A 19044-nucleotide genomic window follows, 5' to 3' on the forward strand; every position below is an offset into this window, starting at 1 on the left:
TTTTGAAAGAAATTAGATTAAGATTTGCCCCAAGTCCAACGGGTTTCATACATATAGGCTCTATTAGGACTGCTTTATACAATTATCTATTTGCTAGACGCAATAATGGAAAGTTTATTTTGAGAATAGAAGATACTGATCAAACTAGATTTGTTGAAGGAGCTATAGAGAATTTAATAGAGTCTTTGCATTGGGCCGGAATAGAATATGATGAAGGAATATTTGTGGAAGATGGAAAGATTGTTCAAAAAGGAGATTATGGTCCATATATTCAATCTGAAAGATTAGATATATATAAGAAATATGTAGATGAACTTATTGAAAAAGGTCATGCTTATTATTGTTTCTGCTCTAAAGAAAGACTTGAAAGTGTTCGTGAGGAACAAAAAATTAAGGGTCTAGTTCCAAAATATGATGGATTCTGTAGAAATATTTCTTTAGAAGAAGCAAAAATAAGAATTGCCAATGGTGAAGAATATGTTGTTAGATTAAAATTACCTCAGAACTATGATATAAAGTTCCACGATTTAGTTAGGGGAGATATTGTAATAAATACTGACGATATTGACGATCAAGTACTACTGAAGTCTGATGGATATCCAACTTATCATATGGCTGTAGTAGTAGATGACCATTTAATGAAAATATCCCATATAGTTAGAGGAGAAGAATGGCTGCCTTCTACACCAAAACATATTTATTTATATGAAGTATTTGGATGGGAAAAACCAACATATGTGCATTTACCTACTGTTTTAAATAAAGACAGAAAGAAATTAAGTAAGCGTCAAGGAGATGTTTCTGTAGAAGATTTTAGAGATAAGGGATATTTACCAGAGGGATTAGTAAATTATTTAGCATTGGTGGGATGGAGTCCAGAAGATAATGAAGAAATATTATCTATGGAAGAATTAATAAACAAGTTTTCCTTTGAAAGAGTATCAAAAACAGGTGGAATTTTTGATAAAGATAAATTAAACTGGGTAAATGGACATTATATAAGAAGTTCGTCTGTGGAGAAAATCACAGATTTGGCTATTCCTCATTTAACAGAAGCTGGTTTAATTGACAAATCTTTTACTAGAGATAAATATGATTGGCTTAAATTATTGGTTCATACTGTTCAAGAGAGTTTAGATACTATAAGTGATGTAGTGGAAAAAGTAGAATTCATATTTAAAGATCATGTAGAGATAGTCGAAGAAGATGCGTTGGAAATAATAAAAGGTGAACAAGTAAGCTCTGTACTTACGGCTATTAAGGAAGAGTTAAACAATGTAGAAGTAGTAGATGAAGAATATGCTAAAGGATTTATGAAGCTAATCCAAAAAGCAACTGGAGTAAAAGGCAAAAATTTATTTATGCCAGCAAGAGTAGCTTTAACAGGAACAGCACACGGACCAGAGTTTGTGAATATACTAGTTTTACTAGGGAAAGAAAATATAATAAAGAGAATTGAGTATGTAGAGAAGAATTATATTTAGTGAAAAGAAAAAGACCCTTCACTAAAAAAGAAGGAGGTTAGGTATGAGGATTTATAATACTTTAACAAGAAAAAAAGAAGAATTTATACCAGTAGTGGAAGGACAGGTTAGTATGTATACCTGTGGACCAACGGTATATAACTATATACACGTTGGAAATGCTAGACCCATAGTAATATTTGATACTTTAAGAAGATTTTTTATGTATAGGGGATATGAGGTTAAATATATTTCAAATTTCACAGATATTGATGATAGAATAATAAGCAAAGCAAATGAAGAAAATACTACATTTAAAGAAATATCCGAGAGATATATAGAAGCTTTTATGAATGATACAAAAGGCTTAAATGTATATGAAGAAAAAACTATACATCCGAAAGCTACAGAATTTATTCAGCCAATGATAGAATTTATAGAAGCTTTGATAGAAAAAGATGCAGCCTATAATGTAGATGGAAATGTTTATTTTAATATAAATAGTGCTAAGGATTATGGTAAATTATCCAAGAAAAATATTGAGGATTTACTAAGTGGTGCTAGAGTTGAAGTAAGTGATGAAAAACAAAATCCTATGGATTTTGCATTATGGAAAAAGGCTAAAGAAGGAGAACCATCATGGAAAAGTCCATGGGGATTAGGTAGACCTGGATGGCATATAGAGTGTTCTGTAATGGCTAGGACTTTAGTAGGAGATACAATAGATATACATGCAGGTGGAGATGATCTTCAGTTTCCACACCATGAAAATGAAATTGCTCAGTCTGAGACGTTAACGGAGAGGCCCTTTGCTAATTACTGGATGCATAATGCTATGTTAAATGTAGAAAATCAAAAGATGTCAAAATCCTTAGGTAATTTTTTTACTGTAAAAGAAGTTGGAGAGGAATTTGACTTGGAGATTCTTAGATTTTTCCTATTATCTGCACATTATAGATCTCCTATAAACTTTACTAGAGAAATAATGTATCAAATGGAAAATGCTTTAGAAAGGCTATATAATGGCAAGAAAAATTTAGAATATTTATATGACAAGGCTGAAGATAGAGAATTAAATGAAGAAGAAGATAATCATCTGAAAGAAATCGAGAAATTTAAAGAAGAATTTATAGAGAGTATGGAAGATGATTTAAACACTGCAGATGCTATTGCAGCAGTATTTGAGCTAGTAAAATATGCCAATACCCATGTAAATGAAAAGAACTCTAAAGAATTGATACGAAAAACTTATGATCTTCTTATGGAATTATGTAATGTTCTAGGAATATTAAATAAAAAGGAAGAAATCCTAGAAGAAGAAATAGTAGAATTTATTGAAAAAAGAACTGAAGCAAGAAAAAATAAAGATTTCAAACTAGCTGATGAAATTAGAAATATATTAAAAGAAAAAGGAATAGTTTTAGAGGACACCCAAGAGGGTGTGAAATGGAAACGAGTGTAGATTATGGAAAAAGACAATTTATTTAGAAAAACAAACCAAAAATTAACTGCAGAGGATATAGCTATGCTGTCTCCTTTGCAGCTTGCTTATATAGGCGATGCAGTATATGAATTATTAGTGAGAACTTATTTACTGCAAAAAAAACTTCCAGTAAATAAACTGCATAAAGCAACAATTGAATATGTAAAAGCTAAGGCACAAGCAAATATTGTCCATATATTGGAGGAAGACCTTAGTGAAGAAGAGCAAACAATAGTAAAAAAAGGAAGAAATGCTAAATCACATACAATGCCTAAAAATGCAAATATGATAGATTATAAATATGCTACAGGATTTGAGGCGTTAATAGGGTATCTTTATTTACAAAAAAAGGATGAAAGAATATCTGAAATATTTGAAATGATTTCAAATATGGATATTGAATAAATAGAGGGGGGTTGAAATGTTAAAGGTAAAACTTTTAAGATATACACCTGATGGTGAAAAGTTAGTTGCATCAGCTGCAAAACTATGCTACTCTCCTGTAGGGATTGATGAAATTGAAGAAAGTTTAGACGAAGAAAAAGTTGAGTCCTTTTTATCTCTCTTAATGGATTTAAACCATGAAAGTCCAATAGAACATATTAGCTTTACATTCGGAATTGAAGGAGTATCACGGACATTGACTCATCAATTGGTGAGACATAGAATTGCAAGTTTTTCTCAGCAATCCCAAAGATATGTAAAACTTGAACAATTTGAATATATAATACCACCTAATATTTCAAGTAATAAAAGTGCTAAAGAATTGTTTATAAAGGCAATGGAAGATGACCAAAAGTATTATAATGAAATAACTGAAATATTATTTCAAGAACATTATAATAAATATATAAACCAAGGATTTTCAGAAAAGGAATCTAAAAACAAGGCAGAAAAAGAATCTATAGAAGATGCTAGATATATTTTTCCAAATGCCTGCGAAACCAAAATAGTAATTACTATGAATGCAAGGTCATTGCTTAATTTCTTTAATTTAAGATGCTGTAATAGGGCTCAATGGGAAATAAGAAGTCTTGCAACATCAATGTTAAAAGAAGTTAGAAAAGTATATCCAATACTATTTAAAAATGCAGGTCCTAGATGTGTGAATGGACCTTGTCCGGAAGGAAAGATGAGTTGTGGAAAAATGGTTGAAGTTAGGGAAAGGTTTAGAACCAGTGAATAGTTAAAACATAGTGAAGAGTGAATAGTGAAAGGTGAATAGTTAAGAAACAGTGAAGAGTGAAAAACGAAAGATATGTCATTCTTGGAAAAGGTAAGTCAATAGTTTCAAGTTCGCTTGAAACTACCACAACTATTCACCATTAGTTATTAGTTATTCACTGAATTAAAGAAAGGTGTGAATAAATGGATTTTCAATATGTTGTAGGAAGAAATCCTGTTTTAGAAATACTTAAAACAGACAGAGAAATAGAAAAACTATATATTTTAAAAGGAGAACTCCAAGGCTCCATAAATAAAATAATTGGTATGGCAAAGGATAGAAATATTGTAATTCAACAAGTGGATAAAAATAAACTTGACTCTTTATCAGAAGGTAATGCACATCAAGGGGTAGTTGCTTTAGTTACCTCCTATACCTATGTAGATATAGATGATATATTAAATAAGGCTAAAGAAAAAGAAGAGCCACCCTTTGTTGTAATCTTAGATGGATTAGAAGATCCACATAATTTGGGTTCCATAATTAGAACAGCAGAATGTGCAGGGGTTCATGGGATAATTATTCCTAAAAGACGTTCTGCAGCAGTTAATCAAACGGTATACAAAAGTTCTGCTGGAGCAGTAGAGCATATGCTTGTGGCAAAAGTAAATAATATTGTCAATGCAATAGAGGAGTTAAAAGAAAAGGGCCTATGGATTTATGGTGCAGATATGACTGGTGCTGATTATTATAAAACATCTTTAAATGGTGGAGTAGCATTGGTAATAGGCAATGAAGGGAAAGGGATTTCCAGACTAGTTAAAGAGAAATGTGATGTACTAGTTAAAATTCCAATGCTAGGTAAAGTATCTTCTTTAAACGCTTCTAATGCGGCATCTATATTAATGTATGAGGTAGTAAGACAAAGCAATGGCTAAAAGAAATAAAAAGATTAAAGAATATCTTTTTGTTGACGGATATAATATTATTAATTCATGGGACAGGTTTAATAATCTAAAAAAAGCGCACCTAGAAGAAGCACGCAATGAACTCATAGAAATTATGATGGAATATAAGCATTATTCTGGTATTGAAGTAATAGTTGTATTTGATGCACATTTAGTAAAAGGGAATTATGGAGCACAGGAGAGCCACAATGGGTTGGAAGTAATATATACTAAAGAAAATGAAACAGCAGATCAATATATAGAGAAAAAACTAGATGAAATAGGCAGAATAAAAACAGTACGGGTAGCTACATCAGATTGGATGGAACAACAGATTATACTAGGTCGTGGAGGCACTAGAGTATCTGCAAGAGAATTGGAGATGGAAATATTCAACCAAAAAAAACTGATGAAACGAAAAAGAAGCAATGAAAATAAGAAAAATGATTTATTACTAGGTAGATTAGATGAAGAAACTATAAAAAGATTGAATAATCTAATTAGTAATTCAAATGACCTTGACTAATAAAAAACTATTGAATATAATAAAGTTGACAGAATTTAACATCTATGCTGGGGGGATTATTGGTGCATTTAAGTTTGTATAACGACATGGAATTAACCACCTATATGAATATGAGTGATGAAGAAATAGTGGCATTTGCTAAAGCTGATAATGATATGGCATTGGAATATTTAATCAATAAATATAAAAATATTGTAAAATGCAAAGCTAGATCTTATTACTTAATAGGTGCTGACAAAGAAGATATTATACAGGAAGGCATGATAGGTCTTTACAAGGCTATTCGCGATTATGATAAGGACAAGCTTGCTTCATTTAAAGCCTTTGCAGAAATTTGCATCACGAGACAAATTATTACAGCTATTAAAACTGCTACTAGACAAAAGCATATTCCATTAAATTCTTATGTTTCTCTTAATAAACCTATATACGATGAGGAGTCCGACAGAACTTTACTAGATATTGTTACTGGTGTAAATACATCAGACCCAGAAGAGTTAATGATAGGTAGGGAAGAACTAGATTTTATGGAAGGCAAAATAGGAGAAATATTATCTGAACTAGAATGGGAAGTTTTAATGTCCTATGTAGATGGAATGAGCTATCAAGAAATTGCAGCAAACTTAGACAGACATGTAAAGAGTATTGATAATGCTTTACAAAGGGTAAAAAGGAAATTAGAGGGAATACTAGAAAATAAGATGTAAATGGCTTGACAATTTTAAAGGTAAATAGTAAAATAACAAACAGTGAGTGAAAATGCCCACGTAGCTCAGGAGGTAGAGCACTTGCATGGTAAGCAAGAGGTCACCGGTTCGAGTCCGGTCGTGGGCTCCACATTTTTTTTACAAGTCATGAAACACCAGGACGAGTTTTCTTAGAATGTTTCTAAAAAGACTTAAAGTAAAATTATTAAAATATAAATATTAAGGAGGAATACCGAAATGGCAAAAGCAAAATTTGAAAGAACTAAACCCCACGTAAACATAGGAACAATAGGACACGTAGACCATGGTAAGACAACATTAACAGCAGCTATAACAATGGTATTAAACAAAAGATTTGGTTCAGGAGAAGCAATAAGCTATGACAACATAGATAAAGCACCAGAAGAGAGAGAAAGAGGAATCACAATATCTACATCACACGTAGAATATGAAACAGCAAATCGTCACTATGCACACGTAGACTGCCCAGGTCACGCTGACTACGTTAAGAACATGATAACAGGAGCAGCACAAATGGATGGAGCAATCTTAGTAGTATCAGCAGCAGATGGTCCAATGCCACAAACAAGAGAGCATATCCTATTATCAAGAAACGTAGGAGTACCAAAGATAGTAGTATTCTTAAACAAACAAGATATGGTAGATGACGAAGAGTTAATCGAATTAGTAGAAATGGAAGTAAGAGAATTATTATCAGAATATGACTTTGATGGAGATGGAACACCAATCGTAGTAGGTTCAGCATTAAAAGCAATAGAAGAGCCAGACGGACCATGGGGAGACAAAATAGTTAAACTAATGGAAGAAGTAGACGCATATGTTCCACAACCAGAAAGAGATACAGACAAACCATTCCTAATGCCAGTAGAGGACGTATTCTCAATAACGGGAAGAGGAACAGTAGCAACAGGAAGAGTAGAAAGAGGAATCGTAAAAACAGGAGACAACGTAGAAATCGTTGGATTAGCAGAAGAAGCAAGAACAGTAGTAGTAACAGGAGTAGAAATGTTTAGAAAACTACTAGATGAAGCCCAAGCAGGAGATAATATAGGAGCCTTATTAAGAGGAGTTCAAAGAAACGAAATCGAAAGAGGTCAAGTATTAGCAAAGCCAAAATCAATAAACCCACACTTAAAATTTGAATCAGAAGTATATGTATTATCAAAAGAAGAGGGTGGAAGACATACTCCATTCTTCAACGGATATAGACCACAATTCTATTTCAGAACAACAGACGTAACAGGCGATATCAAATTAGAAGAAGGCGTAGAAATGGTAATGCCAGGAGATAATGCAAAATTCACAATAGAATTAATTACTCCAATAGCAATAGAAGAAGGATTAAGATTCTCAATTCGTGAAGGCGGAAGAACAGTAGGTTCAGGAGTTGTAACTAAAGTTCTTGCATAATAAAAAAGACTAGGTCTTTTGACCTGGTCTTTTTTCTGGATAAAGTTAGAATAATACTTTAATAAAAAAGGAATAATGTTTAAAAGAAAGTTATATAAAATTGATTTGAGCTATATGGTTTGAAAAAAAGTTATATTATAATGCTTTGATAGAAACTTTTTTTATTGACATAGTTTTTAATTTATGATAGTTTATATTAGTAACGTTGTTAAAGATGGGGAAAAGTACCCGAAAGCGATAGCTTAACATATATATAGCGTTTGTAGGAGGTGTTTTAAGTGAGAGATAGAGTCACATTAGCTTGCACAGAATGTAAACAAAGAAATTACAATACTACTAAGAATAAGAAAAACAATACTGAGAGAATTGAACTAAAAAAATATTGTAAGTTCTGCAAAAATCATACTGCTCATAAAGAAACTAAATAATACTATAACAAGGTAAGGATGTGAGTGTTATGACAGCGCCAACAGGCACAAAAAAAACAAAGATGTCCACCTACTTCAGAGGCGTTAAATCTGAAATGAAAAAAGTAATTTGGCCTAGTAAAAAAGAATTAATAAACTATACAGGAATAGTTATAATGATTAGTGTTATTGTAGCTATTATTGTATGGGTACTAGACTTAATAATACATGGTGGTCTTCAATTTATAATTTAGTTACAAGAGGGAGGGAAGGAACAATAGGTTCCTGAATTTATGACGGAGAAAAGTAGGGAAGAAAGGGCTATGGATGCAAGATGGTATGTAGTCCATACTTATTCAGGTCATGAAAACAAGGTTAAGGCTAACCTTGAGAAGATGGTAGAGAATAGAGGTATGAGAGATGATATATTTGAAGTAGCTGTGCCTACTGAAGAATATATGGACAGCAAGGGCGGGAAGAAAAAACTTAAAGAAAGAAAACTTTTCCCTGGATATGTTCTTGTGAAGATGATTATCAATGATGAATCATGGTACTTAGTTAGAAACACAAGAGGAGTTACAGGATTTGTAGGACCAGGTTCTAAACCAGTTCCGTTGACGGACATAGAAGTAAAGGCATTGGGAGTACAGGAAGCTATATTGCCTACAATGGATTTAAATGTAAATGATGTAGTAAAAGTATGCTCAGGTCCTTTTGAAAACTTTATGGGAAATGTTGACAGTTTAAATGTGGAAAAGAGAAAAGTAAAAGTTTTTGTATCCATGTTTGGAAGAGAAACACTAGTTGAATTGGATTTTGACCAAGTTGAAAAGTTATAAGTTTTTAAAAGCAAAATGCTTTTTAAATATATATAATTAAGTGGGAGGGTTTTATCCCGCCAAACCACAAAGGACACGAGGAGGTGGAAGTATTATGGCAAAAAAAGTTATGGCTTTAGTTAAATTACAAATTCCAGCTGGTAAAGCAACTCCAGCCCCACCTGTAGGAACTGCATTAGGACCTCATGGAGTAAATATTATGCAATTTACAAAGGAATTTAATGCTAAAACTGCAGATCAAGCAGGAATGATAATACCAGTTGTTCTTACTGTTTATCAAGACAGATCTTTTTCTTTTATAACAAAAACACCACCAGCTGCAGTATTAATTAAAAAAGCTGTAGGTATAGAATCAGGTTCAGCTGAACCAAATAAGAAAAAGGTTGCTAAACTTTCTCAAGCTAAGGTTAGAGAAATAGCTGAATTAAAAATGCCAGATTTAAATGCTGCTTCAATTGAAACAGCTATAAGTATGATTGCAGGAACTGCAAGAAGTATGGGAATCACTGTAGAAGAATAATTATTAGGAAAATAGTGGGAGGAAATTCCGTTATAACCACAAGGAGGTAAAGTTATGCCAAAAAGAGGTAAAAATTATACAGAAAGTATGAAATTAGTAGATAGAACTACTCTTTATGATGTAGATGCTGCTATTGAATTAGTACAAAAAACAGCAAAAGCTAAATTTGATGAAACTATAGATTTATCAGTAAGACTAGGAGTAGATCCAAGACACGCTGATCAACAAGTAAGAGGTGCTGTAGTATTACCACACGGTACAGGTAAAAGTAAAACTGTACTTGTTATTGCAAAAGGCGATAAAATAAAAGAAGCTGAAGAAGCTGGAGCTGAATATGTAGGTGGAGAAGAATTAGTTGCTAGAATTCAAAATGAAGGCTGGATGGACTTTGATGTAGTAGTTGCGACACCAGATATGATGGGACTTGTTGGTAGAATAGGTAGGATCCTTGGACCAAAAGGATTAATGCCGAATCCAAAGTCTGGAACTGTAACTTTTGAAGTAGCAAAAGCTATCGATGAAATTAAAGCAGGAAAAGTTGAATATAGAGTTGATAAAGCTAGTATTATAAATGTACCTATAGGAAAAGTATCATTTGGTGCAGAAAAACTAACAGAAAACTTCAATGCAGTTATGGATGCTATAATTAAAGCAAAACCTGCTGCTGCTAAAGGAAGATATTTAAAATCAGTTGCTATATCCAGTACAATGGGTCCTGGAATTAAAATAAATGGACAAAAATTAATGGATTAATCTATTGACAATATAATTGTAAAATGATATAATTTTTATGTTAATTAAATAGATGCCGTAGACAGTAGGTACCCAAGGGTTTAAACTCCTACCGAGGTGAGAACGAACTAATTATAAAATTGAAATTAGGGTCTCTCTGTGTCTACGGAGGGACCTTTATTTATTGTCCTATGGGAGGTGAATTCAGTGAAGGAACAAACCCTTCAAGCTAAAAGCCAAAATGTAGAAGAGATTAAAGGAAAGATTAGCAAAGCTCAATCTGTTGTATTAGTTGATTATAGAGGACTTAATGTTGAACAATTAACTGAATTAAGAAGTAGATACAGAAAAGCTGGTGTTGAGTATAAAGTTTATAAGAACACTATGATGAGATTTGCTTTTAAAGATTCAGGTCTTGAAGAATTCGATGAGTTTTTAAAAGGACCAAGCGCTATTGCTTTTGGATATGATGATCCAGTTCAAGCAGCTAAAATTACAGCTGATTTTGCTAAAGAGCATGATAAACTTGAAATAAAAGCTGGTGTTGTAGATGGTAAAATAATAGACGTTAATGGTGTAAAAGATTTAGCAGATCTTCCACCAAGAGAAGTACTTATTGCACAAGTACTTGGAGGATTTAATGCACCAATTCAAGGATTTGCTAATGTACTTCAAGGTACAATTAGAAGCCTTGCAATTGTTTTAAATGCTATTCAAGAAAAGCAACAAGCCTAAAAAAATAAAATTACTGTGGAGGGATATATAAAAATGGCAAGTGAAAAAGTATTAAATTTAATCGAAGAAGTTAAAAATTTAACTGTATTAGAATTAGCGGATTTAGTTAAAGCATTAGAAGAAGAATTTGGAGTAAGTGCATCTGCACCAATGGCAGTGGCAGCAGCTCCAGCGGCAGGCGGAGCAGCAGCTCCAGCAGCAGAAGCAAAATCAGAATTTGATGTTATCTTAGCATCAGCTGGTGCAGAAAAAATCAAAGTTATCAAAGTTGTTAGAGAAATAACTGGTTTAGGATTAAAAGAAGCTAAAGAATTAGTAGATGGAGCTCCAAAGCCAATTAAAGAAGGTGCTTCAAAAGAAGAAGCTGATGATATTAAAGCTAAATTAGAAGAAGTTGGAGCACAAGTAGAAGTAAAATAATTATAGTTAATAAAAAAGGCTTTCAAATTTAAAGAAAGCCTTTTTTACATTTATACATAAGAAATGCCTTGACATAAGAGCTATATTATGGTAATATATCTAAATGCTAATAGAGAAAAATATTGTCTATTGTATAAAATTACAATTAATTGACAATATTATAATATATTTGTTTTGAAAAAGATTTACCAAAAGTATTTAATGCTTTTGGATATTTTAGTTTAATAAGGGGTGAATTTTAATGGTACATCCTGTAACTTATGGAAAGCGTGTTAGAATGAGTTATTCACGCATTGACGAAGTATTAGATTTGCCTGATCTAATTGAGGTACAGAAATTTTCTTACCAATGGTTTGTAAATGAAGGGCTAAGGGAGGTCTTTGAAGATATTTCCCCAATTCAAGATTATACTGGAAACTTAATACTTGAATTTGTTGACTATCATATTGGAGAAAATATTAAGTATGAAGAAGATGAGGCTAGAGAAAGAGATGCTAATTACTCGGCACCGCTAAAAGTGAAGGTAAGACTTATTAACAAAGAAACTGGTGAGGTAAAAGAACAAGAAGTATTTATGGGTGATTTACCTTTAATGACTGATAAGGGTACCTTTATTATTAATGGTGCTGAAAGAGTTGTTGTTAGCCAGTTAGTTAGATCTCCTGGTGTTTATTTTGTAGAGGAAATAGACAAGACAGGGAAAAGATTGTATTCTTCTACACTAATACCTAATAGGGGAGCTTGGCTAGAATATGAAGCGGACTCTAACGATATAGTATATGTTAGAGTGGATAGAACAAGAAAAGTACCTATTACAATTTTATTGAGAGCATTGAAGTTACAAAGTAACTCTGAAATCATAGAGGTACTTGGTGAAACCGAACAATTGTTAAATACCTTGGAAAAGGACAGTACTACTAATGAAGAAGAGGCATTATTAGAAATATATAAGAGACTTAGACCTGGAGAGCCACCTACTGTGGATAGTGCTAGAACTCTTATTAACAACTTGTTCTTTGATCCTAAGAGATATGATTTAGCTAGGGTAGGAAGGTATAAGTTCAATAAAAAATTAGCTTTATATAATAGGATATATGGTAAAAGAGCTGCTAATGATATTCATAACCTTGAGACTGGTGAGATTTTGGTGTCACAAGGAGATAAGATCACTAGAGATCAAGCTATAGAAATTGAAAATAGTGGTATAAATGTAGTTGATATATTATTAGAAGATGGAAAAACCATAAGAGTCTTAGGAAATAATTTTGTGGATTATAAAGCTTTTGATTTACCTTTCTCAATAGAAGAATTTGGACTTAAAGAAAAGGTATACTATCCTCTTATGAAGGAATTAATAGATACCTATGAAGACCAAGAAGAATTAAAAGTTGCTATAGGTGAAAGAGTAAAAGAATTGTCACCTAAGCATATAATCATAGACGATATAATTGCATCTGTAAATTATGAATTCAATTTGTTCTATGGTATAGGTGGAACTGATGATATAGACCACCTTGGAAATAGAAGATTAAGGTCTGTAGGAGAATTATTGCAGAATCAATTTAGAATAGGTCTAGCTCGTATGGAGAGAGTAGTTAGAGAAAGAATGACAATACAAGATATTGATGTGGCTACTCCTCAAGATCTTATAAATATAAGACCTGTTGTTGCTTCAATTAAAGAATTCTTTGGTAGTAGCCAGTTATCTCAATTCATGGATCAAACCAATCCACTTGCAGAATTAACACATAAAAGAAGAATGTCAGCCTTAGGACCTGGCGGACTTAGTCGTGACAGAGCAGGATTTGAAGTAAGAGACGTTCACCACTCTCACTATGGTAGAATGTGTCCTATAGAGACTCCTGAGGGACCTAATATAGGGCTTATAACATCACTAACTACTTATGCTACTATTAATGAATATGGATTTATAGAATCTCCTTATAGGAAAATCCAAAAAGGTGAGGGCAGAGTAACAGGTGTAATTGATTATTTAACTGCGGATGTGGAAGACGAGTTTATCATAGCTCAGTCTAATGAGAAGCTTACAGAAGATGGAAGATTTGAAAGTGCGAGAGTTGTAGCAAGGGGAAAAAATGGAGTAATAGATATATTCCCAATTGAAGAAGTTGATTATATGGATGTTTCTCCTAAACAACTTGTATCAGTAGGTACTGCCATGATACCATTCTTGGAGAATGATGATGCCAACAGAGCACTAATGGGAGCTAACATGCAGAGGCAAGCTGTACCACTTCTAAAAACAGAGTCTCCTATTATTGGAACTGGAATAGAATATAAGGCTGCAAAAGATTCTGGAACAGTAGTATTGGCACATAATTCAGGAGTAGTATTGAAAGTAAGCGCATCTGAAATATTAGTAAGAAAAGATGAAGATAATAAGGTAGAGAAGTATAAGCTGCTGAAATTTAAAAGATCTAACCAAGGAACAACCATTAACCAAAGACCTATTGTTGAAGAAGGAGAAAAGGTTGTTAAAGGTCAGGTAATAGCAGATGGACCAAGTACAAATTTAGGTGAAATAGCTTTAGGTAAAAACATATTAATCGCTTTCATGACATGGGAAGGTTATAACTATGAGGATGCTATTTTAATAAATGAAAAATTAGTAATGGACGATGTTTTAACATCTGTTCATATTGAAGAATACGAATCAGAAGCAAGAGACACTAAGCTAGGGCCTGAAGAAATAACTAGAGACATTCCTAATGTGGGAGATGATATGTTAAAGGATCTAGATGATAGAGGCATCATAAGAATAGGTGCAGAGGTAAAGCCAGGAGATATTTTAGTTGGAAAAGTGACTCCTAAGGGAGAAACTGAATTAACTGCTGAGGAAAGATTACTTCGTGCTATATTTGGTGAAAAGGCTAGAGAAGTAAGAGATACTTCCTTACGTGTTCCTCACGGTGAAGCTGGTATTATAGTGGATGTAAAGATATTCTCTAGAGAAAACGGAGATGAACTTCCACCAGGAGTTAATCAAATGATCCGTGTATATATAGCAACTAAGAGAAAGATAAACGTTGGAGACAAAATGTGTGGACGTCATGGTAACAAAGGGGTAGTATCTAGAATAATGCCAGAAGAAGATATGCCTTACTTACCAGATGGTACACCAGTCGAAATAGTTTTAAATCCTCTAGGAGTACCATCTCGTATGAACTTGGGTCAGGTTTTAGAAGTCCACTTAGGGCTTGCGGCTAAGAAATTGGGGTGGCATGTTGCTACACCAGTATTTGATGGAGCCAATGAAGAAGATATTATTCAAGCATTGAGAGATGCAAACTACCCAGAAACTGGAAAAATATATTTAAGAGACGGCAGAACTGGAGAGGCTTTCAATAATCCAGTAACTGTAGGATACATGTATATGTTAAAACTTCATCACCTTGTTGATGATAAGATTCATGCTAGGTCTACTGGTCCATACTCTCTAGTTACTCAACAGCCATTAGGTGGTAAAGCACAATTTGGTGGACAAAGATTTGGAGAGATGGAGGTTTGGGCACTTGAAGCATATGGAGCTGCTCATACATTACAAGAGATATTGACAGTTAAATCTGACGATATTGTAGGTAGGGTTAAAACCTATGAGGCCATTGTAAAGGGAGAAAATATACCGGAGCCAGGTATTCCTGAATCCTTTAAGGTTCTAATAAAAGAACTTCAAAGTTTATCATTAGATATTAAGATTTTAACTGAGGAAAATCAGGAAATAGAAATTCAAGAATCTGCAGATGATGAATTTTCAGATTTAGAGAATATAGGTGAAGAGTTAACTGGAGAAAAAGTATTCTCAAACAATGAAGAAAGAGAATATGAAGATGAGGATGAAGAGGAGGTAAAATCAGAAGAAGATGATTTGCCTACTGGATTTATCCTAGAAGAAGATAGTGAAGAAACAGATTTAGATATTGATTTGGATATTGACGAAGATGAAGAATATGAAGAATATGATGATTTTTAATTAATTCCTCGGGCTTATGCCCGGGGACAATATGAAATTAACATTCTTATATAATTTTATTATAGAAAGGAGAGAATGCTCCTTGTTTGAATTCAATACATTTGATTCAATTAAAATTGGGCTAGCTTCACCAGAGAAAATTAGACAATGGTCTAAAGGAGAAGTAAAAAAACCTGAGACAATAAACTATAGAACATTAAAGCCTGAGAAGGAAGGACTATTTTGTGAAAAGATATTTGGACCACAAAAGGACTGGGAGTGCCATTGTGGTAAGTATAAAAGAGTAAGATATAAAGGTGTAGTTTGTGATAGATGTGGAGTAGAAGTAACAAAATCTAAAGTTCGTAGAGAAAGATTAGGTCATATTGAGTTGGCTGCTCCAGTATCTCATATATGGTATTTTAAAGGTATTCCTAGCAGAATGGGACTCTTATTAGATATGTCCCCAAGATCTCTTGAGAAAATATTATACTTTGCCTCCTACGTTGTTATAGATGGTGGAGATACTTCTCTATATGAAAAACAACTTTTAACAGAAACTGAATATAGGGAAGCTTATGACAAATACGGAAATAAATTCAAAGCAATGATGGGTGCAGAAGCTGTAAAAGCTTTATTGGCAAAGATAGATTTAGATAAGGAAGGCAAGGAATTAAGACAACAGCTAAAAGATGCTTCAGGACAGAAGAAAATAAGAATAACTAGAAGACTTGAAGTAGTAGAAGCTTTTAGACAATCAGGAAATAGACCTGAATGGATGATTTTAGATGTTGTTCCAGTAATACCACCAGATTTAAGACCTATGGTACAATTAGATGGTGGTAGATTTGCTACATCTGACTTAAATGACTTATATAGAAGAGTTATTAACAGAAATAATAGATTAAAAAGACTTCTAGATTTGGGAGCACCAGATATTATTGTTAGAAATGAAAAGAGAATGCTTCAAGAGGCAGTAGATGCTCTTATAGACAATGGACGTAGAGGAAGACCAGTAACAGGACCAGGTAATAGACCTTTAAAATCTTTATCAGATATGCTTAAAGGTAAGCAAGGTAGATTTAGACAAAACTTACTAGGTAAGAGAGTAGATTATTCTGGACGTTCTGTAATAGTAGTAGGTCCTGACCTTAAATTCTATCAATGTGGTATACCAAAGAAAATGGCTTTAGAACTATTTAAGCCATTTGTAATGAAGAAATTAGTAGAAGAGGGTCATGCTCACAATATTAAATCTGCCAAGAGAATGGTTGAAAGAGTAAAACCGCAGGTATGGGATGTATTAGATTCAGTAATAAAAGACCATCCAGTACTTCTAAATAGAGCTCCAACTCTTCATAGACTAGGAATTCAGGCTTTTGAGCCTGTATTAGTTGAAGGTAAGGCTATAAAACTACATCCATTAGTATGTACAGCATATAATGCTGACTTTGATGGTGACCAAATGGCAGTTCACGTACCTTTATCTACTGAGGCACAAGCGGAAGCAAGACTTCTAATGCTATCTACAAATAATATTCTTGCACCGAAAGATGGTAAACCAATAACTACTCCAACACAGGATATGGTTTTAGGAGCTTATTATCTATCAGTTGAATCTCCTGGAGAACCAGGGGAAGGAATGATATTCAAAGATTATGACGAAATGCTTCATGCTTATTACAATGGCTCTGTAGGTCTGCATGCAAGAGTAAAGGTTAGAATGAGACTTAATGAAGATGATAAAGGTCAATTAGTTGAGTCTACAGTAGGTAGATTTATATTAAATGAACATCTTCCTCAAGATTTAGGATTTGTTGATAGAACTAAAGATAAATACTCTTTAGAAGTGGATATGTTAGTAAATAAAAAAGCTTTAGGAACTATTATAGAGAAATGTTTTGCAAAACATGGTAATGCAGTTACTGCAACGGTACTAGATCATATTAAAGAAACAGGATTCCATTATTCAACTTTAGGGGCTATATCTATTTCTATGAACGATATAATTATTCCTGACTCAAAGGGAGAATTATTAAAGAAAGCCCAAGAAGAAGTTGATAAGTTTGAAAGATCATATCGTAGAGGTTTAATATCAGATGAGGAAAGATATGAAAAGGTTATTGAAATTTGGAATAAAGCTACAGATGATTTAACTAGTATATTGATGGACGGTCTAGACCCAATGAACAATATCTATATAATGTCTCTATCTGGAGCAAGAGGTAGTGTAAACCAGATTAGACAGTTAGCAGGTATGAGGGGGCTTATGGCATCTGCATCTGGTAGAACCATAGAAATTCCTATAAAGGCTAACTTTAGAGAGGGATTAGACGTACTTGAATTCTTTATTTCTACCCACGGTTCTAGAAAGGGACTAGCGGATACTGCTCTTAGAACTGCTGACTCTGGATACTTAACTAGAAGATTAGTTGACGTAAGTCAAGATGTTATAGTAAGAGAAGTTGACTGTGGTACTGATGAGTATTTATTAGTTAAACCTTTTACTGATGGAAGAGAAGTAATTGAAGAGTTACATGATAGAATTGAAGGAAGATATGCCTTTGAAGATATATTACATCCTGAAACTGGAGAAGTCTTGGTTAAAGAAAATGAAATAATCTCAAACAGTAAAGCAGAAGAGATTCAAAATCTTGGAATAACAGAAGTTAAGGTACGTTCCGTTTTAGGCTGTCAAGCTAAATATGGAGTTTGTGGTCACTGTTATGGTAGAAACTTAGCCACTGGAGATGAAGTAAATATAGGAGAAGCAGTTGGAATTATTGCAGCTCAATCAATTGGTGAGCCAGGAACACAGCTTACAATGCGTACTTTCCATACAGGTGGAGTTGCTGGAGCAGATATTACTCAAGGTTTACCTAGGGTTGAGGAGCTATTTGAGGCAAGAAAGCCTAAGGGTCTTGCTGTAATTTCTGAAAATGCCGGAGTCGTTAGCATAGAAGAAAGTAAGAGAAAGAAAGAAGTTATAATTACTTCTTCAAATGGAGAATCAATGAACTATAATATAGTTTATGGCTCTAGATTAAAAGTGAGGCCAGGAGATATAGTTGAAGCTGGTGATGAACTAACAGATGGTTCTGTAAACCCTCATGATATTCTTAAAATCAAAGGAGTGCAAGGGGTACAAAATTATTTAGTTAAAGAAGTTCAAAGAGTTTATAGACTACAAGGTGTAGATATTAATGATAAACATATTGAAGTAATAGTTAGACAAATGTTATCTAAGGTAAAAGTTGAAGAAGCGGGAGATACTAATATGTTGCCAGGTTCTTTAGTTGGGGCTCATGATTTTGAAGCAAATAATCTAAAAGCTATTCAAGAAGGATTAGAACCAGCAGAAGGTAAAAAGACTTTACTAGGTATTACAAAGGCCTCATTGGCTACAGACTCATTCTTATCAGCAGCTTCATTCCAAGAGACTACAAGGGTTCTAACACAAGCTGCAATAGAAGGAAAAGAAGATTTCCTTCTAGGATTAAAAGAGAATGTTATCATTGGAAAACTGATTCCAGCAGGAACAGGAATGAAAAGATATAGAAATATAGAAATTTCTGGAGATGAAAATATTCAAATTTTAGAAGAATTAAATGTTGACAGTGAAAATAACTGATGGTAAAATGTATTAGTGTGTAAACTTAGAAAATGCTCTGGATGACATAAAGATTATGTGGGTTTAAT

At 33.3% G+C, this 19044-nt stretch carries 17 protein-coding genes, 1 tRNA gene and 1 other annotated feature; all 18 genes read left to right on the forward strand.

The genetic code is table 11. From position 1 onward, the window contains the following. Nucleotides 1-2: 2 nt before the first annotated feature. The 18 genes from gltX (at nt 3) to rpoC (ending at nt 18976) form a co-directional block, all read left to right on the forward strand. Complete coding sequence (gltX, locus tag KQI41_RS04305) at nt 3-1484, forward strand: glutamate--tRNA ligase (RefSeq protein WP_154439243.1); 1482 nt, start codon at nt 3-5, stop codon at nt 1482-1484. 43 nt (nt 1485-1527) lie between these two features. Then, nucleotides 1528-2925, forward strand: coding sequence for a cysteine--tRNA ligase (gene cysS, locus KQI41_RS04310; protein ID WP_154439242.1), 1398 nt, complete (start codon nt 1528-1530; stop codon nt 2923-2925). 3 nt (nt 2926-2928) lie between these two features. Then, a complete protein-coding gene (locus KQI41_RS04315) occupies nt 2929-3351 on the forward strand; it encodes a Mini-ribonuclease 3 (protein ID WP_154439241.1) in 423 nt (140 codons plus the stop codon). 16 nt (nt 3352-3367) lie between these two features. Continuing rightward, nucleotides 3368-4132 carry an FAD-dependent thymidylate synthase gene (thyX, locus tag KQI41_RS04320; RefSeq protein ID WP_154439240.1) on the forward strand — a complete coding sequence of 255 codons (765 nt, stop codon included), beginning with the start codon at nt 3368-3370 and terminating at the stop codon, nt 4130-4132. A 182-nt stretch (nt 4133-4314) separates the two neighbouring features. Beyond that, nucleotides 4315-5049 carry a 23S rRNA (guanosine(2251)-2'-O)-methyltransferase RlmB gene (rlmB, locus tag KQI41_RS04325; RefSeq protein ID WP_154439239.1) on the forward strand — a complete coding sequence of 245 codons (735 nt, stop codon included), beginning with the start codon at nt 4315-4317 and terminating at the stop codon, nt 5047-5049. Beyond that, on the forward strand, nt 5042-5584 hold the full coding sequence (locus KQI41_RS04330) for an NYN domain-containing protein (protein ID WP_154439238.1): 543 nt from the start codon (nt 5042-5044) through the stop codon (nt 5582-5584). The genes rlmB and KQI41_RS04330 overlap by 8 nt, the downstream gene beginning before the upstream one ends. A gap of 62 nt (nt 5585-5646) precedes the next feature. Beyond that, nucleotides 5647-6291: an RNA polymerase sporulation sigma factor SigH gene (gene sigH / locus KQI41_RS04335; protein WP_326828302.1), complete on the forward strand. Its 645-nt coding sequence runs from the start codon at nt 5647-5649 to the stop codon at nt 6289-6291. A gap of 54 nt (nt 6292-6345) precedes the next feature. After that, a tRNA-Thr gene (locus KQI41_RS04340) sits at nt 6346-6421 on the forward strand. Between the two features lie 107 nt (nt 6422-6528). After that, the gene (tuf, locus tag KQI41_RS04345; RefSeq protein WP_216584918.1) at nt 6529-7722 is read left to right on the forward strand and encodes an elongation factor Tu; all 1194 of its coding nucleotides are present in this window, start codon (nt 6529-6531) and stop codon (nt 7720-7722) included. A 278-nt stretch (nt 7723-8000) separates the two neighbouring features. Further along, on the forward strand, nt 8001-8150 hold the full coding sequence (gene rpmG / locus KQI41_RS04350; RefSeq protein WP_216584919.1) for a 50S ribosomal protein L33: 150 nt from the start codon (nt 8001-8003) through the stop codon (nt 8148-8150). A gap of 29 nt (nt 8151-8179) precedes the next feature. After that, nucleotides 8180-8383 carry a preprotein translocase subunit SecE gene (gene secE, locus KQI41_RS04355; RefSeq protein WP_154442954.1) on the forward strand — a complete coding sequence of 68 codons (204 nt, stop codon included), beginning with the start codon at nt 8180-8182 and terminating at the stop codon, nt 8381-8383. A gap of 69 nt (nt 8384-8452) precedes the next feature. Continuing rightward, nucleotides 8453-8968 (forward strand): transcription termination/antitermination protein NusG, encoded by a 516-nt coding sequence (gene nusG / locus KQI41_RS04360; protein WP_216584920.1) that lies wholly within the window; start codon nt 8453-8455, stop codon nt 8966-8968. 94 nt (nt 8969-9062) lie between these two features. Further along, on the forward strand, nt 9063-9488 hold the full coding sequence (rplK, locus tag KQI41_RS04365) for a 50S ribosomal protein L11 (RefSeq protein WP_154442952.1): 426 nt from the start codon (nt 9063-9065) through the stop codon (nt 9486-9488). A gap of 54 nt (nt 9489-9542) precedes the next feature. Next, nucleotides 9543-10241: a 50S ribosomal protein L1 gene (gene rplA, locus KQI41_RS04370; protein ID WP_154442951.1), complete on the forward strand. Its 699-nt coding sequence runs from the start codon at nt 9543-9545 to the stop codon at nt 10239-10241. Nucleotides 10242-10278: 37 nt separating this feature from the next. Continuing rightward, nucleotides 10279-10411 (forward strand) — a sequence feature (ribosomal protein L10 leader region). 16 nt (nt 10412-10427) lie between these two features. Then, a complete protein-coding gene (gene rplJ / locus KQI41_RS04375) occupies nt 10428-10955 on the forward strand; it encodes a 50S ribosomal protein L10 (RefSeq protein WP_216584921.1) in 528 nt (175 codons plus the stop codon). 33 nt (nt 10956-10988) lie between these two features. After that, a complete protein-coding gene (gene rplL, locus KQI41_RS04380; RefSeq protein ID WP_154442950.1) occupies nt 10989-11375 on the forward strand; it encodes a 50S ribosomal protein L7/L12 in 387 nt (128 codons plus the stop codon). Nucleotides 11376-11616: 241 nt separating this feature from the next. Then, a complete protein-coding gene (gene rpoB, locus KQI41_RS04385) occupies nt 11617-15366 on the forward strand; it encodes a DNA-directed RNA polymerase subunit beta (protein WP_154442949.1) in 3750 nt (1249 codons plus the stop codon). Nucleotides 15367-15397: 31 nt separating this feature from the next. After that, a complete protein-coding gene (gene rpoC / locus KQI41_RS04390; protein WP_195838060.1) occupies nt 15398-18976 on the forward strand; it encodes a DNA-directed RNA polymerase subunit beta' in 3579 nt (1192 codons plus the stop codon). The last annotated feature ends 68 nt before the right edge of the window (nt 18977-19044 follow it).

It is taken from the genome of Tissierella pigra, from assembly GCF_018917845.1.
GTDB lineage: Bacteria > Bacillota > Clostridia > Tissierellales > Tissierellaceae > Tissierella > Tissierella pigra.